This window comes from Bradyrhizobium sp. SZCCHNR3119, from assembly GCF_032487775.1.
Taxonomy (GTDB): Bacteria; Pseudomonadota; Alphaproteobacteria; order Rhizobiales; family Xanthobacteraceae; genus Bradyrhizobium.
The window spans coordinates 2,880,600-2,902,782 of sequence record NZ_JAUEUV010000001.1 but is presented as its reverse complement, the minus strand read 5'-3'; the positions used below and the strand labels follow the sequence as shown (position 1 = coordinate 2,902,782).

The 22,183-nt window shown below is 64.7% G+C and carries 27 protein-coding genes; 18 read left to right on the top strand and 9 right to left on the bottom strand.

All coding sequences use genetic code 11. From position 1 onward, the window contains the following. Nucleotides 1-80 precede the first annotated feature (80 nt). From ccmB to QX034_RS13560, 4 genes are all read left to right on the top strand, one after another. The gene (gene ccmB / locus QX034_RS13575) at nucleotides 81-749 is read left to right on the top strand and encodes a heme exporter protein CcmB (RefSeq protein ID WP_315702095.1); all 669 of its coding nucleotides are present in this window, start codon (nucleotides 81-83) and stop codon (nucleotides 747-749) included. Between the two features lie 87 nt (nucleotides 750-836). Continuing rightward, nucleotides 837-1,613 carry a heme ABC transporter permease gene (locus QX034_RS13570; protein ID WP_315702096.1) on the top strand — a complete coding sequence of 259 codons (777 nt, stop codon included), beginning with the start codon at nucleotides 837-839 and terminating at the stop codon, nucleotides 1,611-1,613. 4 nt (nucleotides 1,614-1,617) lie between these two features. Further along, entirely contained in the window at nucleotides 1,618-1,797 is a 180-nt protein-coding gene (gene ccmD, locus QX034_RS13565) for a heme exporter protein CcmD (protein WP_315702097.1), read from the top strand. Next, nucleotides 1,794-2,396, top strand: coding sequence for a DsbE family thiol:disulfide interchange protein (locus tag QX034_RS13560; protein WP_315702098.1), 603 nt, complete (start codon nucleotides 1,794-1,796; stop codon nucleotides 2,394-2,396). The genes ccmD and QX034_RS13560 overlap by 4 nt, the downstream gene beginning before the upstream one ends. 119 nt (nucleotides 2,397-2,515) lie before the next feature. Here QX034_RS13560 and QX034_RS13555 read toward each other — a convergent pair whose 3' ends face one another. Then, nucleotides 2,516-3,118: a septation protein A gene (locus tag QX034_RS13555; RefSeq protein WP_315702099.1), complete on the bottom strand. Its 603-nt coding sequence runs from the start codon at nucleotides 3,116-3,118 to the stop codon at nucleotides 2,516-2,518. 114 nt (nucleotides 3,119-3,232) lie between these two features. Beyond that, nucleotides 3,233-4,180 (bottom strand): signal recognition particle-docking protein FtsY, encoded by a 948-nt coding sequence (gene ftsY / locus QX034_RS13550; RefSeq protein ID WP_315702100.1) that lies wholly within the window; start codon nucleotides 4,178-4,180, stop codon nucleotides 3,233-3,235. A gap of 50 nt (nucleotides 4,181-4,230) precedes the next feature. Here ftsY and QX034_RS13545 point away from each other — a divergent pair, with 50 nt between their 5' ends. Beyond that, nucleotides 4,231-5,037: an RNA pseudouridine synthase gene (locus QX034_RS13545; RefSeq protein ID WP_315729956.1), complete on the top strand. Its 807-nt coding sequence runs from the start codon at nucleotides 4,231-4,233 to the stop codon at nucleotides 5,035-5,037. A gap of 161 nt (nucleotides 5,038-5,198) precedes the next feature. On the opposite strand, the gene mtaB is transcribed toward QX034_RS13545, so the two are convergent. Both mtaB and dapF read right to left on the bottom strand, forming a co-directional pair. Further along, nucleotides 5,199-6,467 (bottom strand): tRNA (N(6)-L-threonylcarbamoyladenosine(37)-C(2))-methylthiotransferase MtaB, encoded by a 1,269-nt coding sequence (mtaB, locus tag QX034_RS13540; protein WP_315702102.1) that lies wholly within the window; start codon nucleotides 6,465-6,467, stop codon nucleotides 5,199-5,201. 5 nt (nucleotides 6,468-6,472) lie between these two features. Further along, nucleotides 6,473-7,339 carry a diaminopimelate epimerase gene (dapF, locus tag QX034_RS13535; RefSeq protein ID WP_315767660.1) on the bottom strand — a complete coding sequence of 289 codons (867 nt, stop codon included), beginning with the start codon at nucleotides 7,337-7,339 and terminating at the stop codon, nucleotides 6,473-6,475. Nucleotides 7,340-7,519: 180 nt separating this feature from the next. Here dapF and QX034_RS13530 point away from each other — a divergent pair, with 180 nt between their 5' ends. Then, on the top strand, nucleotides 7,520-8,269 hold the full coding sequence (locus QX034_RS13530; RefSeq protein WP_315702104.1) for a GyrI-like domain-containing protein: 750 nt from the start codon (nucleotides 7,520-7,522) through the stop codon (nucleotides 8,267-8,269). After that, a complete protein-coding gene (locus QX034_RS13525; RefSeq protein WP_315702105.1) occupies nucleotides 8,266-8,988 on the top strand; it encodes an SIMPL domain-containing protein in 723 nt (240 codons plus the stop codon). Before QX034_RS13530 ends, QX034_RS13525 begins: the two co-directional genes overlap by 4 nt. 185 nt (nucleotides 8,989-9,173) lie before the next feature. Here QX034_RS13525 and QX034_RS13520 read toward each other — a convergent pair whose 3' ends face one another. Beyond that, nucleotides 9,174-10,166, bottom strand: coding sequence for an MBL fold metallo-hydrolase (locus QX034_RS13520; protein WP_315729957.1), 993 nt, complete (start codon nucleotides 10,164-10,166; stop codon nucleotides 9,174-9,176). Nucleotides 10,167-10,579: 413 nt separating this feature from the next. On the opposite strand from QX034_RS13520, the gene ffh reads away from it, so the two are divergent. The 8 genes from ffh (at nucleotide 10,580) to rplS (ending at nucleotide 17,407) form a co-directional block, all read left to right on the top strand. Then, nucleotides 10,580-12,130: a signal recognition particle protein gene (gene ffh / locus QX034_RS13515; RefSeq protein WP_315761476.1), complete on the top strand. Its 1,551-nt coding sequence runs from the start codon at nucleotides 10,580-10,582 to the stop codon at nucleotides 12,128-12,130. A gap of 168 nt (nucleotides 12,131-12,298) precedes the next feature. After that, the gene (gene rpsP, locus QX034_RS13510; RefSeq protein ID WP_315702108.1) at nucleotides 12,299-12,631 is read left to right on the top strand and encodes a 30S ribosomal protein S16; all 333 of its coding nucleotides are present in this window, start codon (nucleotides 12,299-12,301) and stop codon (nucleotides 12,629-12,631) included. 126 nt (nucleotides 12,632-12,757) lie between these two features. Beyond that, nucleotides 12,758-13,345 carry a ribosome maturation factor RimM gene (gene rimM, locus QX034_RS13505; protein ID WP_315702109.1) on the top strand — a complete coding sequence of 196 codons (588 nt, stop codon included), beginning with the start codon at nucleotides 12,758-12,760 and terminating at the stop codon, nucleotides 13,343-13,345. A 114-nt stretch (nucleotides 13,346-13,459) separates the two neighbouring features. After that, nucleotides 13,460-14,554, top strand: coding sequence for a zinc-binding alcohol dehydrogenase family protein (locus QX034_RS13500; RefSeq protein WP_315702110.1), 1,095 nt, complete (start codon nucleotides 13,460-13,462; stop codon nucleotides 14,552-14,554). A gap of 150 nt (nucleotides 14,555-14,704) precedes the next feature. Further along, a complete protein-coding gene (locus tag QX034_RS13495; protein WP_315702111.1) occupies nucleotides 14,705-15,385 on the top strand; it encodes a hypothetical protein in 681 nt (226 codons plus the stop codon). A gap of 36 nt (nucleotides 15,386-15,421) precedes the next feature. Continuing rightward, nucleotides 15,422-16,081, top strand: coding sequence for a hypothetical protein (locus QX034_RS13490; RefSeq protein ID WP_315702112.1), 660 nt, complete (start codon nucleotides 15,422-15,424; stop codon nucleotides 16,079-16,081). Nucleotides 16,082-16,145: 64 nt separating this feature from the next. Then, a complete protein-coding gene (gene trmD / locus QX034_RS13485; RefSeq protein ID WP_316195465.1) occupies nucleotides 16,146-16,919 on the top strand; it encodes a tRNA (guanosine(37)-N1)-methyltransferase TrmD in 774 nt (257 codons plus the stop codon). A gap of 107 nt (nucleotides 16,920-17,026) precedes the next feature. Next, a complete protein-coding gene (rplS, locus tag QX034_RS13480; RefSeq protein ID WP_315702114.1) occupies nucleotides 17,027-17,407 on the top strand; it encodes a 50S ribosomal protein L19 in 381 nt (126 codons plus the stop codon). Here the strand turns inward: rplS and QX034_RS13475 are convergent. After that, on the bottom strand, nucleotides 17,397-17,534 hold the full coding sequence (locus QX034_RS13475; protein WP_315702115.1) for a hypothetical protein: 138 nt from the start codon (nucleotides 17,532-17,534) through the stop codon (nucleotides 17,397-17,399). The genes rplS and QX034_RS13475 overlap by 11 nt on opposite strands. Nucleotides 17,535-17,778: 244 nt before the next feature. On the opposite strand from QX034_RS13475, the gene leuC reads away from it, so the two are divergent. Together leuC and QX034_RS13465 are read left to right on the top strand one after the other, a co-directional pair. Beyond that, nucleotides 17,779-19,185, top strand: coding sequence for a 3-isopropylmalate dehydratase large subunit (gene leuC / locus QX034_RS13470; protein WP_315702116.1), 1,407 nt, complete (start codon nucleotides 17,779-17,781; stop codon nucleotides 19,183-19,185). Nucleotides 19,186-19,379: 194 nt separating this feature from the next. Beyond that, nucleotides 19,380-19,598, top strand: a complete 219-nt coding sequence (locus QX034_RS13465; RefSeq protein ID WP_315702117.1) for a hypothetical protein — start codon at nucleotides 19,380-19,382, stop codon at nucleotides 19,596-19,598. 90 nt (nucleotides 19,599-19,688) lie between these two features. On the opposite strand, the gene QX034_RS13460 is transcribed toward QX034_RS13465, so the two are convergent. From QX034_RS13460 to QX034_RS13450, 3 genes are all read right to left on the bottom strand, one after another. After that, nucleotides 19,689-20,318 (bottom strand): hypothetical protein, encoded by a 630-nt coding sequence (locus tag QX034_RS13460; protein ID WP_315729994.1) that lies wholly within the window; start codon nucleotides 20,316-20,318, stop codon nucleotides 19,689-19,691. A gap of 285 nt (nucleotides 20,319-20,603) precedes the next feature. After that, nucleotides 20,604-20,876 (bottom strand): hypothetical protein, encoded by a 273-nt coding sequence (locus QX034_RS13455; protein WP_315807172.1) that lies wholly within the window; start codon nucleotides 20,874-20,876, stop codon nucleotides 20,604-20,606. Between the two features lie 358 nt (nucleotides 20,877-21,234). Beyond that, on the bottom strand, nucleotides 21,235-21,561 hold the full coding sequence (locus tag QX034_RS13450; RefSeq protein ID WP_315702119.1) for a hypothetical protein: 327 nt from the start codon (nucleotides 21,559-21,561) through the stop codon (nucleotides 21,235-21,237). Between the two features lie 129 nt (nucleotides 21,562-21,690). Here QX034_RS13450 and QX034_RS13445 point away from each other — a divergent pair, with 129 nt between their 5' ends. Continuing rightward, on the top strand, nucleotides 21,691-22,089 hold the full coding sequence (locus tag QX034_RS13445; RefSeq protein WP_315702120.1) for a metallopeptidase family protein: 399 nt from the start codon (nucleotides 21,691-21,693) through the stop codon (nucleotides 22,087-22,089). The last annotated feature ends 94 nt before the right edge of the window (nucleotides 22,090-22,183 follow it).

Genomic DNA, 22,183 nt, shown 5'->3' with positions numbered 1-22,183 from the left:
CCCTTGCGGGGAGGGAGCGCAGCGAGCGCGGGGAGAGAGCCTCGCTCTCGTACTAAGCCTCTCGCCGAGGCGCTCCCCGCATGACCGCGCTTGATGCCCTGATCCGCCGCGACATCAGGATTGCGCTGCGCGTCGGCGGCGGCGCACTGATCGGCGTCCTGTTCTTCCTGACTGTGGTCGTGCTGATGCCGTTTGCGGTCGGCCCCGATCTCGCGCTGCTGAAGCGCCTTGGCCCCGCGATCCTCTGGCTCGGTGCGCTGCTGGCCAGCCTGCTGACGCTCGATCGGCTGTTCACCGCCGATCACGAGGATGGCTCGCTCGACTTGGTCGTGATGAGCCGTACGCCCCTGGAGCTCGCCTGCGCCGCCAAGGCCCTGGCACATTGGATCGCCGCCGGCCTGCCGCTCGTCGTGGCCACCCCCGTGCTGGGTCTGCTCCTCAACCTGGATGCAACGGCGACGGGCGCTATCGCGCTGACGTTGCTGGCCGGCACGCCGGCGCTGACCTTCATCGGCATGATTGGCGCGGCACTCGCCGTGACGATGCATCGCGGGGGCCTGTTGCTTGCGGTCCTGGTGCTGCCTTTGTCCATCCCCGTGCTGATCTTTGGCGTCGCGGCCTCCCAGGCCGCAATCGTCGGCCCGCTACCATTTGGCGCACCCTTCTCCATTCTTTGCGCACTTTCTTTGGTCAGTTTCGTGGTGGGTCCTTTTGCTGCGGCAGCGAGCTTGCGGCACGGACTCGACTGAGCCGCGCCCGGCTTGACCCGCATCAACTCTTCTAGAGCGATCCTATGCTGATTGCCTGCAACCGCTCCGGCCTTTAACTAGATGCTTATGACACTGATCGACCTCGCCAATCCGACCCGGTTCCTTGCACTGGCTGCGCGGCTATTACCTTGGCTGGCGGGGATCACGGCCGCCCTGCTGGCGGCCGGCCTGTATCTGTCCGCCCTCGCCCCCGACGACTACCAGCAGGGGGCTACCGTCAAGATCATGTTCATCCATGTTCCGAACGCCTGGCTGTCGATGTTCGTCTGGGCGATCATGAGCGTCGCCTCACTCGGCACCTTGGTGTGGCGCCATCCGCTGGCCGATGTCGCAGCGAAAGCGGCGGCGCCGATCGGCGCGAGCTTCACCTTCCTGGCGCTGATCACCGGCTCGCTGTGGGGCCGGCCGATGTGGGGCACCTATTGGGAGTGGGATGCGCGACTGACCTCGGTGCTGATCCTGTTTCTGATGTATCTCGGCCTGATCGCGCTGTGGCGCGCGGTCGAGGACCCGACCCGCGCAGCCCGTGCGGCTGCGGTCCTGACCCTGGTTGGCGCGATCAATTTGCCGATCATCAAGTTCTCCGTCGACTGGTGGAACACGCTGCATCAGCCGGCCTCGGTGATGCGAATGGGCGGTCCCGCACTCGACAAGGCGTTCCTGATCCCGCTCCTGGTGATGGCGGTCGCCTTCACGTTCCTGTTCGTGACGCTGCATGTCGCGGCGATGCGCAACGAGATCCTGCGCCGGCGCGTGCGCAGCCTGCAGATGATGCAGGCGCGCAACGTTGCAAGCGACGTTTCGACCGGCGGCGTGCCCAGCCATATCGCAGGAGCGGCGTGATCCCATGGACCTCGGGCCCTATACGACCTTCATCGCCTCGTCCTACCTCGCGGCTGCCCTGGTCGTCGCTCTCCTGATCGCCTGGATCATGGTGGACCACCGTACCCAGAAGGCGCGACTGCGCGCGCTCGAAGAGAGCGGCGTCAACCGCCGCTCCGGTCGCGCCGCAACGGACATGTCATGACCGAACTGAGCCACCAGACCACCGAGGCCGCGCCGCGCCGCCGCTCCGTCCTGATGCTGCTGCCGCTGGTCGTGTTTCTAGGGCTCGCGGCCCTGTTCTGGTTCCGGCTCGGCAGCGGCGATCCCTCGCGCATTCCCTCCGCCCTGATCGGCCGCCCGGCCCCGCAGACGACGCTACCGCCGCTCGTCGCTTTGACGAACAACGGCACTCCGGTGCCGGGGCTCGACCCTGCCGCCTTCAAGGGCAAGGTCAGCATCGTCAACGTCTGGGCGTCCTGGTGCGTGCCCTGTCACGACGAGGCCCCGCTCCTGGTCGAGCTCGGACGCGACAAGCGGTTCCAGATCGTCGGCATCAACTACAAGGACGCTGCCGACAACGCGCGCCGCTTCCTCGGCCGCTACGGCAACCCCTATAACGTCGTCGGCGTCGACGGCAACGGTCGCGCCGGCATCGAATGGGGCGTCTATGGCGTGCCCGAGACCTTCATCGTCGGCCGCGATGGCACCATCGTCTATAAGCTGGTCGGCCCGATCACGGCAGAGAACATCACCACCGTGTTGAAGCCTGAGATCGAGAAGGCGCTGCAGGCGGGAAGCTAGCTCCGTCATTGCGAGCGAAGCGCCGCCACCCAGACGGGATTCTGGATTGTTTCGTCGCCGGGGCCTGTCATCGGGTTCGCCGGAGGCGAAACCCATGGGCGCCTCGCAATGACCACCGCCTATCCCTTGCTGACATCGCCCGCATCGGCTTCGCTGGCCTCCAGCGACACCGGCTCGAGATGATAGCGCTTGATCAGCGGCATCTGCGCGATGGCGAAGATCGTGGTCAGCGGGATCACGCCGAACGCCTTGAAGCCGACCCAGAAATCCGTGCTCTGTGTGCGCCAGACCGCTTCGTTCAAGACCGCCATCGCGGCAAAGAACAGTGCCCAGCGGAAGGTGAGGATGCGCCAGCCCGCAGGAGTCAGGTTGAACATCTGATCGAACATGATCGCGATGAAGGAGCGATTGAACAAGAGGCCGCCACCGAGCACCGCGGCGAACAGACCGTAGATGATGGTCGGCTTGACCTTGATGAAGGTCTCGTCATGCAAGACCAAAGTAAGCGTGCCGAACACCAGCACGACCACGCCGGTGACCAGCGCCATGATCGGAACGTGCTTGGTCACCACGTAGGACGCGATCATCGCCACGACGATCGCCACCATGAATGCGCCGGTCGCCGCGAACAGTTGAAACTTGGCATTGACCACGAAGAACACGAGCAGCGGACCGAGCTCGGTCGCCAGCTTGAAGAGTGGATGCGGCTGGGTCTTGTCCATGTCGTGTCCTGTTAGCTGTCCTCACCGCCAAAAGCGGCGACCCAGTATCTAAGATGTATGTTGGCGGCGCGGCGCACTCGATGCCCTGCAGGCGCGGGGCATGGCAAGAGAAAACTAATCCTCGATGCCGGCAATCGCGCGGGCAAAATCCTTCGCCGCGAATGGCGAGAGATCGTCGACGCCTTCGCCGACCCCGATAAAGTGCACCGGCAGTTTGAATTTCTCCGCCAGCGCCACCAGGATGCCGCCGCGCGCGGTGCCGTCGAGCTTCGTCATCACCAGACCCGTAACGCCTGCGGTGCGATGAAATGCCTCGACCTGCGACAGCGCATTCTGTCCCACCGTGGCGTCCAGCACGAGCAACACGGCATGGGGCGCTGACGCATCGACCTTGCGGATCACGCGCACGACCTTTTCCAGCTCGTTCATCAGCTCGGCCTTGTTCTGCAGCCGGCCGGCGGTATCGATCAGGAGGATGTCCCGGCCCTGCTCCTTGGCCGCCGTGATCGCGTTGAAGGCGAGGCTTGCGGCATCCGAGCCTTGCGCCCCGGCGATCACCGGCACCTTGGTCCGCTCGCCCCAGACCTTGAGCTGCTCGATCGCAGCGGCGCGAAAGGTGTCGCCGGCGGCCAGCATGACCTGCTTGCCTTCCGAGACGAATTTCGCCGCCAGCTTGCCGATCGTGGTGGTCTTGCCGGAACCGTTGACGCCGACCACGAGGATAACGAAAGGTTTACGAGCGGTATCGACATCGAGCGGCTTCGCCACCGGCGCCAACACCTTCTCTACCTCGGTCGCGACCACCGCCTTCACCTCGTCGGCGCTGATCGTCTTGTCGTAACGGCCGGTGCCGACGGCATCTGCGATCCGGGCAGCCACTTGCGTGCCGAGATCGGCGCGCAGCAGCACGTCCTCGATGTCCTCGAGCATCGCGCGGTCGAGCTTGCGCTTGGTGACGAGATCCGCAACAGCGGTCCCCAGCGCGCCCGAGGTGCGCTTCAGCCCGGCGGACAGCCGCCGCCACCAGCTGAGCTTGGGTGTTTCGGAGGTGGTATCGTTCATGGCGTGGTGTTAGCCCTTCCATCCCGCAAACGAAAGCCTAGACCGGATTTATGGATATCGACCAACCCACCGACGAGGAAATGCTGGCCCGCGTGCTCCATCGCGACGGGCTGATGCTGGTGATCGACAAGCCGGCCGGCATCCCCGTGCACAAGGGTCCCAAGGGCGGGCCGAATCTGGAGGCCTCGTTCGACGCGCTGCGCTATGGCCTGCCGCGACCGCCGGTCTTGGCCCATCGGCTGGACAAGGAAACCTCGGGCTGCCTGGTGCTGGGACGCCATCGCAAGGCAACGGCCTCGCTCGGGCTTTTGTTCAAGCATGGCAAGATTTCCAAGACCTACTGGGCGGTGGTGGAAGGCGGTCCGGACGAGGACGAAGGCACGATCGAACTGCCGCTCGGCAGGCGCAATGCCGAGCGCGGCTGGTGGCAGAAGCCGGATCCCGAGGGACAGCCGGCGATCACGAAATGGCGGGTGCTGGGGAAGTTCTCCCCTCCCCAACCCTCTCAGCGCGAGCCAAGCTCGTCGCAACCCGAAAGAGGAGAGGGAGCGCACTCTGCTCGCGCCGACACCGAGGCGACAACAGGCAGTACATCGACAAAGCTCACCTGGCTCGCCATGGAACCGGTCACCGGCCGCACCCACCAGCTGCGCGTGCATGCGGCAGCCATGGGCTGGCCGATCGTCGGCGACAATATCTACGGCAACGGTCCACGCCTCGGCGAGCCGCGGCTGCATTTGCATGCGCGCGAGATCAGCATCCCGCTGTCGAAGAACAAGCCGCCGGTGCATGTGGTGGCGCCGGCGCCGGCGCATATGCATGAGCGACTGAAGGCGTGTGGATGGCAGGGAGAGTGAGTGGAGCCGCTCACGACTGATTGAGACGCGCGCGACCACCACACACTCCGCCGTCATCATCCGCGAAGGCGGATGATCCAGTACCCCAGAGACAGTCGCGATCAATCGAGAGGCCGCGGCGTACTGGATCGCCCGGTCAAGCCGGGCGACGACGACCGAAACTACGGAAGCAGCCTCGCCCCATCATGACCCGCAATCGCGAGCCGCCGCACCGCGCCCGGAGGCTCGCCGCTCACCGCCACCGGGAGATAATGCTCCGTGCGCCCCTGGGTTTCGCTCTCGATCAGCACCTCGCGCCGGCAGCCGATCTCCTCATCCAGCCGCCGCCGCAACGCCGCCTCGCCCGCCGCCCGCAAGCGTCGCGCTCGCTCGCGGATGATGCTGCTCGCGAGCTGCGGCATTCGCGCCGCCGGCGTGCCGGGCCGCGGCGAATAGGGAAACACATGCAGGAAGGTCAGCGCACATTCCGCGACCAGATCGAGCGAACGGGCGAACGCCTCCTCGCTCTCGGTCGGAAAGCCCGCGATGAGATCGGCGCCGAGCGCGATGTCCGGCCGCAGGCGGCGCACTTGCGCACAGAAATCGATCGCGTCCTGGCGCAGATGCCGCCGCTTCATGCGCTTGAGGATCAGATCATCGCCGGCCTGCAAGGACAGGTGCAGATGCGGCATCAGCCGCGCATCGCTCCCAATCGCATCGAGCAGATCGGCGTCCGCCTCGATCGAGTCGATCGAGGAAATCCGCAGCCGCCTCAGCTCCGGCACATGCCGCAAGATCTGCTTCACCAGACGGCCAAGCTTCGGCATCCCCGGCAGATCGGCGCCATAGCTCGTCAGGTCGACCCCGGTCAGCACGATCTCGGCGTGACCGCGCTCCACCAGCGCACGGACCTGGTCGATCACCGCGCCCATCGGCACCGAGCGTGAATTGCCGCGGCCGAACGGAATGATGCAGAACGTGCAGCGGTGGTCGCAACCGTTCTGCACCTGAACGAACACCCGCGGCAGCCCGCGCTGATAGCCCTCCAGAAGATGCGGCGCCATCTCCTTCACCGCCATGATGTCGGAGACGGCGACCTTCTCGGTCGCGTCGATCCCGAAGCGCGGCGCCTCGAGCGCCTGCGCGCTGGCCCGCCAGGCCGCCGCATGCAGCTTGTCGTCATTGCCGACGACTCGATCGACCTCGGGCATCGCTGCGAACATGTCCGCTTGCGTCTGCGCCGCGCAGCCGGTGACGATGATGCGCGCATCGGGCCGTTCGCGCTTCAATTTGCGGATCGACTGCCGGGCCTGTGCCACCGCCTCGTTGGTCACGGCACAGCTGTTGATGACGATGGTCTCGGAAAGGCCGGCGGCATCCGCCTCGCGCGCGATCAGTTCGGATTCGAAGGCGTTGAGGCGGCAGCCGAAACTGACGACATCGACCGGCACGGCCGTCACGCCACGGAGGCGAACAGCGCGGGATCGAAGCGACCTTCATATTCGAACGTCGCCGTGCCGGTCATCAGCACGTGATCGTCGCGCTCGCGCCATTCGATGTTGAGATCGCCGCCCGGCAAGGTCACCCTGACGATGCGGTTGGCGCGCTTGAGCCGCGCCGCCGCGACTGCGGTGGCGCAGGCGGCCGAGCCGCAGGCCTTGGTGAGGCCGGCGCCGCGCTCCCAGGTGCGGATGGTGATGTGATCGCGATCGACGATCTGCGCCAGCGTGATGTTGGCGCGTTCCGGGAACACCGGATGATTTTCCAAGAGCGGGCCGACGCGGGCGAGATCATAGGCATCGACGTCATCGACCCAGAAGATCGCGTGCGGATTGCCCATGTTGACCACCGAGGGCGAATGCAGGATCGGCGCATCGATCGGACCGATCTGCAGCTCGATGTAGCGGGTATCGCGGAACTCCTCGGCGAGCGGAATGTCCTGCCAGCCGAACTTCGGCACGCCCATGTCGACCGTGTAGAGATCTGGCGAAGGCCCTTGCCAGCAGTTCAACAAGCCGGCACGGCTCTCGAAAGTTGCCGTGGTCTCGCCGGTGGTCTCGAACACCCGCCGGACCACGCAGCGCATGCCGTTGCCGCAGGCGCCGGATTCGGAGCCGTCATTGTTGTAGATGCGGATGAAGGCCTCGGTGCCGGTCAGCCGGGGCGGCTGCAGCACCATCAGTTGATCGTAGGGGACGCGGGAGGCGATGGCGCGGGCCTCGTCCGGCGTCACGACATGCTTCGAATCACGCAAGTCGAGAACGACGATTTCGTTCCCGATCCCGTTCATCTTGGCAAAGGCGTGGCCTGCGAGCGCGCTCATGAAAATATCCAAATTGTGTCCGTCTTATATGGCGGAATGGCGAGACATTGACCAGCCCAGCCGACCCGTAATGGCCACATGACGCATCTGTCAGGGGACGATCAAGGCCGGACATGATAGGAACCGGGCCATTCGCCGGCACGAACCGGGCACCGACGCACGGCCCTGGAGAATAATTGGATGAATGTAAGTACCTTCCGCCGCGCTCTGGCCGTAACGTCGGTCGCGCTGTCATTCGGAATCGCGGCCGCTCAGGCCCAGTCGCCGTCCGCGTCGCCGGCTCCTGCGGCCTCGTCGACTCCGGCCCCGGCATCGAGCGCCACCCCCTCGCCCGAGACATCGGCGACGCCAGCCCCGGCCGCCTCCGCCAGCCCCGCGCCGGCTGCCAGCCCGGCACCAGCGGCGAGTGCGAGCCCCGCACCGGCAGCGCCGGCCTCCCCGCCTCCGGCCGCAGCCCAGGCCCAGCCATCGGAAGCCTTCGGCGAGGAGATCACGCTGGCGGCCAAGAAGGTGCTGATCGTCAAGGGCACCGCGAACTGGGACAATGCCTTCGATACCCTCATCGATTCATTCAAGACATTGTCAGCGCTGCTCGACAAGCAAGGCATCAAGCCGGCCGGCAACGGCATGATCGTCTACACCTCGACCGACGACACCGGCTTTACCTTCATGGCCGAGATGCCGATCGACCAGGAGCCGAAGAACCTCGGCAAGGGCATGAGCATCGGCCAGTCGCCCGAGGGCAAGGCGCTGAAATTCGTGCACCGCGGCTCCTACGACAACATGGACAATACCTATGAGGCGATCACCAATCACCTCGACGAGCGCAAGCTGGAAGCCAAGGACACCTTCATCGAGGAATATCTGACCGACCCCTTGAAGACTGCCGAAGACAAGCTCGTCATCAACGTTTATGTGCCGCTGAAATGATGAAGATCACCGCCCGCATCCCGCTTGCGCTCGTCATTGCGGCAGGGGCCGCAACACCCGGCCTAGCCCAGCAGCCGGCGTCGACCGACTTTCCGCCGGCGATCTCCGTGAGCGGAGAAGCCAGCGTCTCGGCGCCGCCGGATCTCGCACAGATCGATGCCGGCGTGGCCTCGGACGCCAAGACCGCGCGCGAGGCCGCAGAGGCCAACAATACCGCGATGGCCAAGGTGCTGCAGGCGTTGAAAGCGGCCGGCATCGAGGACAAGGACTATCAGACCTCGCGCCTGTCGCTGCAGCCGCAATATGCGCCGAACCGTCCGGGGCAATCGACCGTGGTCGGCTACCGCGCCAGCAACCGCGTCACCATCAAGCTGCACGACGTCAGCAAGGTCGCCAGCCTCATCGATACCGTGGTCGGCGCCGGCGCCAACGATGTCGGCAATGTCTATTTCACCGTCGCCGAACCGTCGAAGCTGCTGGACCAGGCGCGCGAAAAGGCTGTGGCCGACGCTCGCCGCAAGGCCGAGATCTATGCCAAGGCGGCGGGCGTGACGCTCGGCGCGCCCTTGAGCATATCCGAAGAGGGCACGCCGACGCCGATGTTCCGGGTCAAGACGCTCGCGGCACCGATGGCCGCCGCATCGACCCCGGTCGCGCAGGGCGAGGAGACGCTGTCGATCGCCGTCAGCGTGACCTGGGCGATCAAGACGGGGCAGTAGCAACATACTCGATGTCGTCCCGGCCTTGAGTCGGGACCCATAATCCCGATCGGAGATTGATGAGCGGGCTGGAGCTCTAACCTTCGTCACATTTGACGATGGTGTTTATGGATCCCGGGTCGGCGCCCGCCAACGCTGCGCGTTGCCGGGCTTGCCCGGGACGACGATCTCTTCTCGACCATCTATCAGATCTCCACCACCTGCCCCGGCTTGAGCACACCGAAGCGCTCGCGCGGAATGCCGGCGTCATCCAACGCCGCGTGAAGCGCATGGACCGGCGCGTCGATCGCCTCGTCCGTGAGCTGGAAGGTGCCGTGATGATGCGCCAGCGCGGCCTCCGCGCCGCAATCCTGCAGCGCCTGTACCGCGTCAGCCGGGTTCATGTGCTGATCCTGCATGAACCAGCGCGGCTCATAAGCGCCGATCGGCAGGATCGCGAGCTTGAGCGGCGCATGCGCTTCGGCGACACGGCGGAAATGCGCACCCGTGCCATAGCCGGAATCGCAGACGATGTAGATCTTGCCGGCGGGCGTCTCCAACACGAAGCTTGCCCACAGCGCCATGTTGCGATCGGAGATGCCGCGCGCCGACCAGTGGCGGGTCGGCACCAGCGTCACCGCAATCTCCGCGTTGAGCGCGACGCGATCGTGCCAGTCGTAGGCCTCGGCGCGGATCTTCGGGATCTTTGCCATCATGGTGAGATCGTTGCCGAGCGGCGTCACGACACGCGGCCCAAAACGCGCGTCCAGCCGCGACAACGTCCTGATATCGAGATGATCGTAATGACCATGGGACACCAGCACGACGTCGATGTTCGGAAGAGCATCGAACGCGATGCCGGGATGGTTGTGCCGCTTCGGCCCGGCGAAGGAGACGGGCGAGACCCGCTCCGACCATACGGGATCGATAAGGATGTTGAGCCCGCCGCCCTGGATCAGCCAGCTCGCATGCCCCACGAAAGAGAGCCGAACCGCATCGCCGTCGACCCGCACCGGCGGGGTATCGGCATGGGGGCTGGGCACCCATTTGGGCCATTTGGCCGGCTTTTCGCGGCGGCCGAACTGCCAGCGCAGAACCTCCGGCAGGGATTTGGGCGGCACCCCATCGGGATCATAGAAGCGCTTGCCGTCGAAATGGTCGGTGATGGGACCTGAATAGGTCTTGGAACGGCGCGCCAATGTGATCCTCGTCGGAGCCGGAAACCTCAAGTTCGGCAACAGGTAAGCGGCCGGCCGAGGTCCGACAACGGGCCGCCGGAGTGCAAGTTTCCTTGACTTTTCGCCGGCTTGAGGGTTTAAGGCGGCCTCTTTATCGGAAAGTGTCATCTTTTCGAGCCACCGACCGGTCCTGGAGACCGGAGGTCAACGCCCGACAGCGCTATGCGCCCTCGGGCGCGAAATTGTTTGTATTGTCGGTTTCGGCACTATCTACCGAACCGACAGCCGTCATCACCCGCGAAAAGCGGGTGATCCAGTATCCCAGGGAGCTCGGCAGGAGCCGAGACGCTGCGGCGTACTGGATGCCTCGCATGCGCGGGGCATGACGATCAAGGAATTCAAGCGCCTGCAGTGCAGGACAAAGGACGAAGCAAGTGTTCGACAATCTGTCGGAAAGGCTTGGCGGCATTCTCGATCGGCTGACGGGGCGAGGGTCCCTGTCGGAGGCCGACGTCGACGCCGCGATGCGCGAAGTCCGCCGGGCGCTGCTGGAGGCCGACGTCGCGCTCGAAGTGGTCCGAAGCTTCACCGAGCGCGTGCGCGAACAGGCGATCGGCGCCACCGTGGTCAAATCGGTGACGCCCGGCCAGATGGTGGTCAAGATCGTCCACGACGAGCTGGTCAATACGCTCGGCTCGGACGGCCAGACCATCGATTTGAATGCCGTTCCGCCGGTGCCGATCATGATGGTCGGCCTGCAGGGCTCGGGCAAGACCACCACCACGGCCAAGCTCGCCCGGCGCATGACCCAGCGCGACAAGCGCAAGGTGCTGATGGCTTCGCTCGACGTCTACCGTCCGGCCGCCATGGAACAGCTCGCCGTGCTCGGCCGCGACCTCGAGATCGCGACCCTGCCGATCGTCGAAGGCCAGAAGCCGCCGCAGATCGCCCGCCGCGCGCTGGAAGCCGGCAAGCTCGGCGGTTACGACGTCGTGCTGCTCGACACCGCCGGCCGCACCACGCTCGACGAAGAGATGATGAAGGAGGCGGCCGAGATCAAAGCGGTCGCCAATCCGCATGAGGTGCTGCTGGTCGCGGACTCCCTGACCGGCCAGGACGCAGTCAATCTGGCGCGTTCCTTCGATGAGCGCGTGGGCCTGACCGGCATCGTGCTGACCAGGGTGGACGGCGACGGTCGCGGCGGCGCTGCGCTGTCGATGCGCGCGGTCACCGGCAAGCCGATCAAGCTGCTCGGCACCGGCGAGAAGACTGATGCGCTGGAAGACTTCTATCCCTCGCGCATCGCCGGCCGCATCCTCGGCATGGGCGACATCGTCTCGCTGGTCGAGAAGGCGGCGGCGAATATCGATGCCGAAAAGGCCGCGCGCGCCGCAGAGAAGATGCGCAAGGGTCAGTTCGACCTCAACGACATGCGCGAGCAGCTGATGCAGATGGCGCAGATGGGCGGCATCAGCGGGCTGATGGGCATGATGCCCGGCATCGCCAAGATGAAGAACCAGATCGCGGCCGCCGGCATCGACGACAAGGTCATCAAGCGCCAGGTCGCGATCATCGACTCGATGACGCGCGAGGAGCGCAAGCATCCCGACCTTCTCAAGGCCAGCCGCAAGAAGCGTATCGCCGCCGGCTCCGGCCAGAGCGTCGAGCACGTCAACAAGCTGCTGAAGATGCACCGGAACATGGCCGACATGATGAAGGCCATGAGTTCCGGTAAGCGCGGACCTCTGGCCGGCATCGCCCAGGCGATGGGCTTTGGCGGCGGCATGCCCGCGCCTTCGCCCGAGCAGCTGAAGGCGCTCGCCGAGAAGATGCCGGGCGGACTACCCGCAGGTGGACTACCGAACCTGCCGAAGGACCTGCCAGCGGGCCTGCGCGGCGGATTGCCGAACCTGCCGGGACTCACCGGCCTTTCCGGCAAGCCGATGCTGCCCGGCCTCGGTCTGCCGCCGGGGAAGAAGAAATGAGGATCCGTTCCTCTCTCATCCCGTCATTCCGGGACGCGTCGCGAGGCGCGGGCCCGGAATCCATAACCACGATCGTGAGTATGGATTCCGGGCTCACCGCTTCGCGCTGCCCCGGAATGACGACATCTCTCAATATCATCTAGACCAAACGACACTCAGGAGAACCTTATGTCAGTCGTCATCCGCCTCGCCCGTGCCGGCACCAAGAAGCGCCCGGTCTACCACGTCGTCGTCGCCGACTCGCGCTTTCCGCGTGACGGCCGTTTCATCGAGCGCCTTGGCCATTTCAATCCGCTGATGCCGAAGGACAACGAGGCGCGGCTGAAGCTCGACATGGAGAAGACGAAGGCCTGGCTCGCCAAGGGCGCCCAGCCGTCGGATCGCGTGGCGCGGTTCCTTGACGCCGCCGGCGTCAAGAAGCGTGAAGCCCGCAACAATCCCGAGAAGGCCGTGCCGCGCAAGGAGCGCAAGGCGCAGGCCGAAGCCGCCGCGAAGGGCTAACTCGCCAATGGCCGATGCCTCATGCTTCGAGACGCACGGCTTGCGCCGTGCTCCTCAGCATGAGGATTTGGCGCCTCGTCCTGAGGAGCGCGCCGTGGCGTGCGTCCTGGAATACGAGGCCCGCTGATGTCCAAGCTGATCTGCGTCGCCAGGATCGGCGCCGCCCACGGCGTGCGCGGCGAGGTTCGCTTGTGGACCTTCACCGACGATCCGCTCGCCGTGCTGCATTACGGTCCGCTTCAGACCAAAGACGGCAATCGCAGCTTCGAAATTGCGAAAGCCCGCGAGGCCAAGGACCATCTGGTCGCGACCATCAAGGGCGTCGCCGATCGCAATGCCGCCGAGCGGCTCAACGGCCTCGAACTCTATGTGCCGCGCGACCGGCTGCCCGAGACCGAGGACGACGAATATTATCACACCGACTTGATCGGACTTGCCGCGGAGACCACCGCGGGCGAGCCGCTCGGGCGCGTGATCGCCATCCATAATTTCGGCGCCGGCGACATCATCGAGATCGCCCCGCCTTCGGGCAGCACGCTGATGCTGCCGTTCTCCAATGCCGTTGTCCCGACGGTCGACCTCGAGGGCGGCCGCGTCCTGATCGAGCTGCCGACGGAGATCGAGGGCGAGGAGCGCGATGGGCATGAGAACGGGAAGGATGAAACTGCGGCCGCCTTCTCTGCGGGTCGTCCCCGCGAAAGCGGGGACCCATAACCACAGGATTTAATGCGACGCAGACTTGAGCAACAGCTCGCTTTCGCCATGCTTGCCGGGGAATATAGGTTCCCGGCGCAAGGCCGGGACGACACTGAATTTGAGGTGGTGGCGATGGCAACTCACAAGTCTCACCACAAAGCCTGGCGCCTGCACGCGCCGAACGATCTTCGCTTCGAACAGGTGGAAACCCCGGCGCCTGCTCCCGACGGCGTGATCGTCAGCATCGAAGCCGCGATGGTGCTGTCCTACACGAACAAGGTCGTGGCGGCCGCGTTGCCCTACGCACTGCCGCCGATGCCGTTCGTGCCCGGCACCAATGCGATCGGGCGCGTGGTCGCGGCCGGCGCGAGCGTCGGCCATGTCCGGGCCGGCGACCGGGTCTTTCTCAGCCCGCATCTGCGCGCCGATGTGCCCGATCCCGAGCCGGCACAGATCCTGATCGGGCTCACCAGCATGGGCGCTTCCGAAGCCGCGCTCGCCCTGCAGGCGCACTGGCGCGACGGCGTCTTTGCGGAGATTGCGCATTGGCCGGCCGCCTGCGTCACGCCGCTCAGCGGCCTCGAGGACCGCGCCGCCACCGAACTGATCGGCCTCGCCAAACTCATCGTGCCCTTCGGCGGCCTGCAGCGGCTGAACCTGCGCGGCGGCCAGACCATCATCATCAATGGCGCGACCGGCTATTTCGGCTCGGGCGCGGTGCTCCTGGCGGTCGCGATGGGCGCGGCGCGCATCGTCGCAGTGGGCCGCAAGCGCGAGGCGCTGGAGCGACTGACTAAGGCCTTTGGCCCACGCGTCATTCCCGCCGTCGTCTCAGGCAACGATGCCGCGAAGGATGCGGCGACGATCCGCCATGCGGCGGGAGGCGGCGCCGACGTCGCGCTCGATCTGCTCGGCCAGGCCAGAAGCACCTCGACCACGCTGTCATGCTTGCGCGCGCTCAAACGCGGCGGACGATTGGTGCTGATGGGCAGCGCCACCGCGCCGCTCGAGCTCTCGTTCGGCGAGATGCTGGCGAATGATTGGGAGGTGGTCGGCCAGTTCATGTATGAGCGGACCGCTCCCAGCCAACTCGCCTCGCTGGCCCGCGAGGGCCTGCTCGACCTCGGCAAGATCGTGGTGACGAGCTTTCCGCTCGCCGACTTCCCGCGCGCGATCGAGGCTGCGGCCCTGATGCAGGGGCTCGATCTCACGGCCGTCGTGCCGTGACAGGAGCGATCATCGTCGAAATTTCATAACAGGAGACCTTATCACGGCCAATCAGATTTGGTAGTTCCATACTTGCAAACGGATAGCTCGCCCTGGCTCAACATCAGCACATAGCTGCCTTTGTTCGCCCGGTAACCGCCGGAGAGGATCATGCTCAGCCGTAAATTTTTGATCGTAGCCACCCTGCTGGGCTCGATGCCGCTCGCCAGCGCACAGCCGCAGGCCGAAACCACGCCCTCAGCACCCCAGCCAGCCAGCAGCGGTGAGGCAATGGAGGCGCCCCAGACCGGAGACCACTGGACGTACGAAGTCCGGGACGAAATCACTGGCGATCTGAAGTCGACCGTGATTCAGACCATCACCGACGTCTCGGCAAGCGACATCAGCATCCGCGTTTCTGCGCTCAACAACCCAAATACAGGATTCCTGACCTTCGATCGCAGCTGGAACGTTAAGAACAACGGCACATGGCGCTATGCCCCGAGCGATGGCACCGGCGTCAGCGTGCCGCTCGCAGTCGGCAAGTCCTGGCCCATCAAGTCGAACGACACCAGCATATCGGCCAACGCCAACTTCAGGCGAACTGGCACCAGTAAGGTGACAGCTAAGGAAAGCCTGACGACCTCAGCCGGCACGTTCGACACCTATAAGATCGAGACCTCGATCCAAGCGATCAACACAAAGGACCCTTCGCGAAAGATTCAGGTCACCCAGACCACCTGGTATGCGCCGGAGATCGATCATTGGGTGAAGCGTTCATCGGAGACCCGCATCGACGGGCAAGTTCGTGACAAGAGCGCGATGGAGCTGATCGAATACGGCCGTCGTTGACCGCAATCTCTCCTACTCCGAGCCTTGGAATCCCGCATGCGCATGATCCTGACCGCGTTGGCGTGCCTGAGCGGCCCGATGGCATTTGCCCAGCAGTCAGCCCCTCCAGCAGCCGAGGCGCCGGTGCCTGTGGCGATGGAAGAGCCGCGTCAGGGCGATCATTGGACTTATGAGATCCGCGACGAGATCTCCGGTAAGGTGACGAGCAAGCGGACCGACACCGTGACCGAGGTGACCCCGACTGCGATCGCCATCCGCTACACGAACGACCGGGATAAAGCCGGATTCCAAGTCTACGACCGGAACTGGAATGCGAAGACGGCCGACGCCATGAAATATACTCCCAACAGCGGTCTTGGCGTGGTCCAACCGCTGAAAGTCGGCTCGACCTGGCCGATCAAGGTCGAACAAACCAACACGGAAAAGGGTTTCACCTGGAGGTGGGCCGGACAATCCAAGGTGAGCGGCGAGGAAAAGATCACGACGAAGGCCGGCACGTTCGAGACCTTCAAGATCGAAACCACTTACACCTTCTATCCCATCAACAATCCGGGACGGAAATCCGAAGCCGTCATGCAGACGTGGTACGCGCCCGCTGTCGACCACTGGGTTTTGCGGACAAATACCGTCCGGACCGACAACATGCTGCGCGTCAACTCGAAGATCGAGCTCGTAGCCTACGGGCGCAAGGAGTGACCGGCGGCGTTGGGCCCGACACAGGGGCTCGATCTCACCGCGCTGGTGCCGTAACAACGGCGCTATGACCCAACTCGCACTTCCCTGGCGCGCCACCGTCCTGACCCTGTTCCCGGAGATGTTTCCGGGGCCGCTCGGCGTCAGCCTCGCCGGTCGCGCGCTGGCATCCGGCCGGTGGGTGCTGGAGGCGCGCGACATCCGGGCATCCGCCACGGACAGGCACCGCAGCGTCGACGACACCCCGGCCGGTGGCGGCCCCGGCATGGTGCTGCGGGCCGATGTGCTGGCCGCCGCGATCGATGCCACTGAGGCTGCGGCCGACCGGCCGCGTCTTCTGATGAGCCCGCGCGGTCGGCCATTGACCCAGGCGATGGTGCAGGAGATCGCTGCAGGACCGGGGCCGCTGATCGTCTGCGGCCGGTTCGAAGGTATCGACCAGCGCGTGATCGAGGCGCGAGGGCTGATCGAGGTGTCGATCGGCGATTACGTGCTGTCGGGCGGCGAGATCGCCGCGATGGCCCTGATCGATGCCTGCGTTCGGCTGTTGCCGGGCGTGATGGGGAAATTGGAATCCGGCACCGACGAGAGTTTCTCCGAAGGCTTACTGGAATACCCGCAATACACGCGACCCCAGCTTTTCGAGGGCCGACCGATCCCGGACATCCTGCTCTCGGGAGATCACGCCAAGGTGGCGGCCTGGCGGCGCGCCCAAGCGGAGGCGCTGACCCAGGCCCGCCGTCCCGACCTTTGGGCCAAGAAATCCGATAAGAAATCGGATGGAGTCGGCGAACAAAGCGGAACCGGCCAAAAAACGCCAAAAAACACGACAGACGGGTGACAAGCCTCGCGCTTTGCCTTATAGGAGCGCTCAATTCCGCAAGTGACGGCAGGAACAAGCGCAGCCCGCGGTTAACGGCTGGGCGCGCCGCCGATGGAGATTTACCCGTGAACCTGATTCAGCAGCTCGAAAAAGAGCAGTACGACAAGCTCGCCGCTACCAAGGACATTCCGGATTTCGGGCCCGGCGACACTGTCATCGTCAACGTCAAGGTCGTCGAAGGCGAGCGCACCCGCGTGCAGGCCTATGAAGGCGTCTGCATCGGCCGCTCCGGCGGCGGCATCAACGAGAGCTTCACTGTCCGCAAGATCTCCTACGGTGAGGGCGTGGAGCGTGTGTTCCCGATCCTCTCCCCGATGATCGACTCGATCAAGGTCGTGCGCCGCGGCAAGGTGCGTCGCGCCAAGCTGTATTATCTGCGCAGCCTGCGCGGCAAGTCGGCCCGCATCGTCGAGAAGCAGGACCGCCAGACCGCCGTCAACGAGTAAGCGCGGCAATATCGGTTTTGAAAGAGCGCGGGCCGGTCCCGCGCTTTTTTGTTTTTGCGGCGCCGTCCTTCGGATCATCCTGGATGACTCCGGCGAAAGCGCGCTCGGACCGCTCACGCAAACGCATCTCGCACTCCGCGTCACGCGTGCTATATATCCCTCAAATGGTTCTAAATCGCTCTCATATGGCCTGCCGCCGCATCGTCATCGACGATCGTAGCCGGCTGCCCGGGCGCTTCTTCGGACGGTTCGCCACGTCGGCGACGTCGGAGCTTATGCGCGCGCTCTAGGCGCAGCGCCGATCTCTTTTTCCCTTCCCCGCGCGGCCTCGCGCGTCCCTCGTTCAAGCCATAGCCCGGGAGCATCCGCTCATGTCCAAACCCACCACGCTGTACGACAAGATCTGGAACGACCATCTGGTGCACGAAGCCGAGGACGGCACGTGTCTGCTCTATATCGACCGCCATCTGGTTCACGAGGTGACCTCGCCGCAAGCCTTCGAGGGCCTGCGCGCCACGGGCCGCAAGGTGCATGCGCCGGAGAAGACGCTCGCCGTGGTCGACCACAACGTGCCGACCACCGATCGCACCAAGCCGAACCCGGACCCCGAGAGCATCGAGCAGATCAAGGCGCTGGCCGAGAACGCCAAGGAATTCGGCATCGAATATTACAACGAGTTCGATCGCCGCCAGGGCATCGTCCACGTCATCGGCCCGGAGCAGGGCTTCACGCTGCCCGGCACCACCATTGTCTGCGGTGACAGCCACACCTCGACCCATGGCGCGTTCGGCGCGCTCGCGCACGGTATCGGCACCTCCGAAGTGGAGCACGTGCTGGCGACGCAGACGCTGATCCAGAAGAAGGCCAAGAACATGCGCGTCACTGTCGACGGCACTTTGCCGGAGGGCGTGACGGGCAAGGACATCATCCTCGCCATCATCGGCGAGATCGGAACGGCGGGCGGCACCGGCTACGTGCTGGAATATGCCGGCGAGGCAATCCGTGCGCTCTCGATGGAGGGCCGCATGACCGTGTGCAACATGTCGATCGAGGGCGGCGCGCGCGCCGGTCTGGTCGCGCCCGACCAGAAGGCGTTCGACTTCCTGCGCGATCGCCCGAAGGCGCCGAAGGGCGGGGCCTGGGATGCGGCCATGCGCTACTGGGAAAAGCTGCGTTCGGACGAAGGCGCGCATTTCGACCACGAGATCCGGCTGGATGCTGCCAAGCTGCCGCCGATCGTGACCTGGGGCACCTCGCCGGAAGATGTGATCTCGGTGACCGGCATCGTGCCCGATCCGGACAAGATCGCGGACGAGGCCAAGCGTCTGTCGAAGCATCGCGCACTGAAATATATGGGCCTCGTTCCCGGAACGAAGATCACCGACATCCAGCTCGACCGCGTGTTCATCGGCTCCTGCACCAACGGCCGCATCGAGGATCTGCGTGCCGCGGCCAAGATCGCCGAAGGCAAGACGGTGAGCGCCCATGTCAACGCGATGGTCGTTCCCGGCTCTGGCCTGGTGAAGCAGCAGGCCGAAGCCGAGGGACTCGATAAGATCTTCATCAAGGCCGGCTTCGAATGGCGCGAGCCCGGCTGCTCGATGTGCCTTGCCATGAACCCCGACAAGCTGAAGCCGGAGGAGCGCTGCGCCTCGACCTCGAACCGCAACTTCGAGGGCCGTCAGGGTTTCAAGGGCCGCACCCATCTGGTGTCGCCGGCCATGGCCGCGGCAGCGGCGATCGCCGGTCATTTCGTCGATGTGAGAGATTGGCGCTGACGGCTTTCCCGGTCGCAGCACGACGACACGGCAAATTGCCGACGATCAACAGCGCGATGGCCTCACCGGCCGTCGCGTTTTCGTTTCAGCTCAATCTCGACAGGCTTCCGCAAGGACTCCTTAAGGGTCCGCTCGCACAGTGCCCCCTCCAGATGCACGCCGCATCCGAAGAGGAACGTGCCAAGGAGCATGTCGTGGCCAACAAGCCGGAATTCGTCGATCTGATCCGCGACGCAACGCGTCAACGGCGTCGCACGCGACCGCGCAAGATCATCGCCAGGCCTGAAGTCGTGGAGAAGGAAGAAAAGCGGCTCTCCAACTGGCCGCCGGGCCACTTTGCGAAATGGCGGCTGGCGACCTTGGTGCCCTGGAAACTGACGGTGAAGAACTGGCAGTTCAAGGATTGGTTCTGAACGCGGCTCCGGCTGCGTCCCACAGATCGCGGATCAAAAAAGGGCGCCCGGGTGGCGCCCTTTCTTGTAAGCGGCCGATACGCTCAGCCATTAATAATAATGGCGCCAGTGGCGATGATGGCGATGGTGCCTATGCCAGTGCCGATAATGGCAAACGCGGTGCGGGCCGTAATAGGTCCAGATCACCCGGCAACGCCGGTACGGATAGTAGTAATATCCGGTGTAGTAGGGATAGTAGTAGGCGCCGTAGAAATACCGGTGCCGGTGGTGGAAGTACGGCCGATAGGCGTAGTGACGGTGATATCCGCCATAACGGAAGCCGCCGCCGTGAAAGACGGGTCCGCCGCGAAAGCCTCCGCCATGGAACGCAACGCCGCCACCATGAAAGGCCGGGCCTCCGCGAAAACCACCGCCGTGGAAAGCTGGGCCTCCACCACCATGGAAGGCCGCAGCTCCACCGACGGGCCCGCCACCTCCGCGAAATCCTCCACCGCCTCCGCCGATGTGAGCACCGCCACCACCACCCGGACCAGCACCGCGGGCTTGAACCTGAATGATCGGCGCATTCGCCGGCTCTTGCGAAGCCGGCCGCGCGCCGGCACCGATCAGCATCATCGCTTGTGTTGAATGATCAGGCACCGCGGCAAACGCGAGTAACGCGGCCGCAGCAAGACCGAGGCGGCGAACGAGGCCACCTCCCGGATCTCTCGTCCTCGTCATCGTCACTTCTCCCTAAGTCGCTTCAAGCGACGGAGAGCACCCGCCGTATCGTTTCTCCGCCGATCGATCACAAGTCGCCCCGACATGAACGTAATGATAGGCACGTGAACGCGGCATGAATGCCGCACGCGGAACGCGAACTAATCGGAACTACTCTGAGCGAGAACTTCGCGTCGAATGTGACGATTGACGAGACGAATTGCCGCACTCGTGATGCGGCGCAATCAGTCACCCTGACGGAAATCGCGTCCCGGCCTCGCGCTGCGACCGCGTTCCATTCGCTCCTCAGTATCGTTTCCAGCCATCGCTGATGAACGGCAGAAATGGGGCATACGGCGCCGGCGCGTAAAGCACCGGTCTGCCGTAATAGTGCAGCTTGTCAGTAGGGCGGCGCACAATGCGGTGCCGCTGATGATGACGCGCGGCGGCCTTCGCCCTACCTTGTTGCTGCGGATGAGTGGTCGTCTCCGGCGCAGAACTGGCGGCAGATGCTGCGGACGAGAACGCAAACAGCGCCACGAGTTGGATCACAACGACGACGCCAATTCGGATCTTCACGGCGGATCCTCCCTGCTCGGACAGCTCACCATACGACAACAGGCCCGCGAACGGGGCCTGTTGAACGCAATCAGAGCGGGACGGCCGGCATCGCCGGGTCCCCGGTGATGGCGGTGCCAATGGTCCCTTTGGCGACGTCCTTGCCAATGACGCCGCCAATGGCCGTGGTGCCAGCGGACTTCGGGCGTCGAGGCGGCAGCCCTCCTGCGCAGCCGCAGCGGTACCAGGATTAAGCAGCGACAGAGCCCTGCGCGCGCTTCATGGCGGTTCCGTCCCCGTGCGCGACATCTCGAACCGTGTCACGCGCCGACACGCAGTCATCGTCAAAACGTCCGCACGGACGGCGATTTCGGAGACTTCAGCCGCGCCGCCAATAGCAGCTCATATGCGGCACGATCACGGTGCCGCTGGGCCTGAATTCCTGCACATACTGGGCGTTGCAAACCCGCACGGCGTTCGGGCCGGGATTATAGCGGGGCACCACGTCGGGCTGCCAATGCTCATCCTGACGCGGATAGATCTGGAGGCGCCGCTGGCGGCGCTGGGCGGACACCTCAGTGTTCAACCCGTTTTGTGCCGGGCGCGCCTGGCTCTGCGCAGCGATCGGCTGCGCATTCGCGCCGGGAGACACCAGAACTGCCACCGTCAGTGCCGCGCCGATCAAGGCCATCGTCGTCCGCATCATCGCGCTCAATCCCACCCCAAAATCGCGTTTTACGGTCTCCGTTTTCGCAAGCCACGTCAACCGCCGCGGCCCGGGAGAGGCCAGAATTCTAATGGTGCGTGTCCATCAGACCCGCGCTACAAGGCGGCAATGTGGACAGAGCTGAAAGCCCCCTCGCTGGCCGAGATGGAAGCCATGGCGCATCAGGTCTTCGCGCGCCTGCCCGGCCACTTCCGCACCATGTGCGAAGGCGTCATCATCCGCGTCGACGACTTTCCGACCGAGGAGGTGTTGGACGAGATGGAGGCGGAAAGCGAATTCGACCTGCTCGGCCTGTTCCAGGGCACCGGGCTGCCGTTCCGCAGCAATGACGACCTGCCGCGGCTGCCGAACATGATCTGGCTCTACCGGCGGCCGATCCTGGACTATTGGGCAGAGCACGATGAGACGCTCGGCCACATCGTGCGTCACGTGCTGATCCATGAGATCGGCCACCATTTTGGACTGTCGGACGACGACATGGCGGCCATCGAGGCCGGCGCGGATTGAACGGGCACGGAATCGATCCAGGTCGGATTGACGGGCGCGGGCTGAAATTCCAGGCATTTTTCCTTTATCGCCAGCGCCAATCGCGCTACATCAA

Coding starts and splice junctions, on each gene's coding strand:
- ccmB (WP_315702095.1), top strand. CDS start 81: ATGACCGCGCTTGATGCCCTGATCCGCCGCGACATCAGGATTGCGCTG.
- QX034_RS13570 (WP_315702096.1), top strand. CDS start 837: ATGACACTGATCGACCTCGCCAATCCGACCCGGTTCCTTGCACTGGCT.
- ccmD (WP_315702097.1), top strand. CDS start 1,618: ATGGACCTCGGGCCCTATACGACCTTCATCGCCTCGTCCTACCTCGCG.
- QX034_RS13560 (WP_315702098.1), top strand. CDS start 1,794: ATGACCGAACTGAGCCACCAGACCACCGAGGCCGCGCCGCGCCGCCGC.
- QX034_RS13555 (WP_315702099.1), bottom strand. CDS start 3,118: ATGGACAAGACCCAGCCGCATCCACTCTTCAAGCTGGCGACCGAGCTC.
- ftsY (WP_315702100.1), bottom strand. CDS start 4,180: ATGAACGATACCACCTCCGAAACACCCAAGCTCAGCTGGTGGCGGCGG.
- QX034_RS13545 (WP_315729956.1), top strand. CDS start 4,231: ATGGATATCGACCAACCCACCGACGAGGAAATGCTGGCCCGCGTGCTC.
- dapF (WP_315767660.1), bottom strand. CDS start 7,339: ATGAGCGCGCTCGCAGGCCACGCCTTTGCCAAGATGAACGGGATCGGG.
- QX034_RS13530 (WP_315702104.1), top strand. CDS start 7,520: ATGAATGTAAGTACCTTCCGCCGCGCTCTGGCCGTAACGTCGGTCGCG.
- QX034_RS13525 (WP_315702105.1), top strand. CDS start 8,266: ATGATGAAGATCACCGCCCGCATCCCGCTTGCGCTCGTCATTGCGGCA.
- rpsP (WP_315702108.1), top strand. CDS start 12,299: ATGTCAGTCGTCATCCGCCTCGCCCGTGCCGGCACCAAGAAGCGCCCG.
- rimM (WP_315702109.1), top strand. CDS start 12,758: ATGTCCAAGCTGATCTGCGTCGCCAGGATCGGCGCCGCCCACGGCGTG.
- QX034_RS13500 (WP_315702110.1), top strand. CDS start 13,460: ATGGCAACTCACAAGTCTCACCACAAAGCCTGGCGCCTGCACGCGCCG.
- QX034_RS13495 (WP_315702111.1), top strand. CDS start 14,705: ATGCTCAGCCGTAAATTTTTGATCGTAGCCACCCTGCTGGGCTCGATG.
- QX034_RS13490 (WP_315702112.1), top strand. CDS start 15,422: ATGCGCATGATCCTGACCGCGTTGGCGTGCCTGAGCGGCCCGATGGCA.
- trmD (WP_316195465.1), top strand. CDS start 16,146: ATGACCCAACTCGCACTTCCCTGGCGCGCCACCGTCCTGACCCTGTTC.
- QX034_RS13475 (WP_315702115.1), bottom strand. CDS start 17,534: ATGCGTTTGCGTGAGCGGTCCGAGCGCGCTTTCGCCGGAGTCATCCAG.
- leuC (WP_315702116.1), top strand. CDS start 17,779: ATGTCCAAACCCACCACGCTGTACGACAAGATCTGGAACGACCATCTG.
- QX034_RS13460 (WP_315729994.1), bottom strand. CDS start 20,318: ATGACGAGGACGAGAGATCCGGGAGGTGGCCTCGTTCGCCGCCTCGGT.
- QX034_RS13450 (WP_315702119.1), bottom strand. CDS start 21,561: ATGATGCGGACGACGATGGCCTTGATCGGCGCGGCACTGACGGTGGCA.
- QX034_RS13445 (WP_315702120.1), top strand. CDS start 21,691: ATGTGGACAGAGCTGAAAGCCCCCTCGCTGGCCGAGATGGAAGCCATG.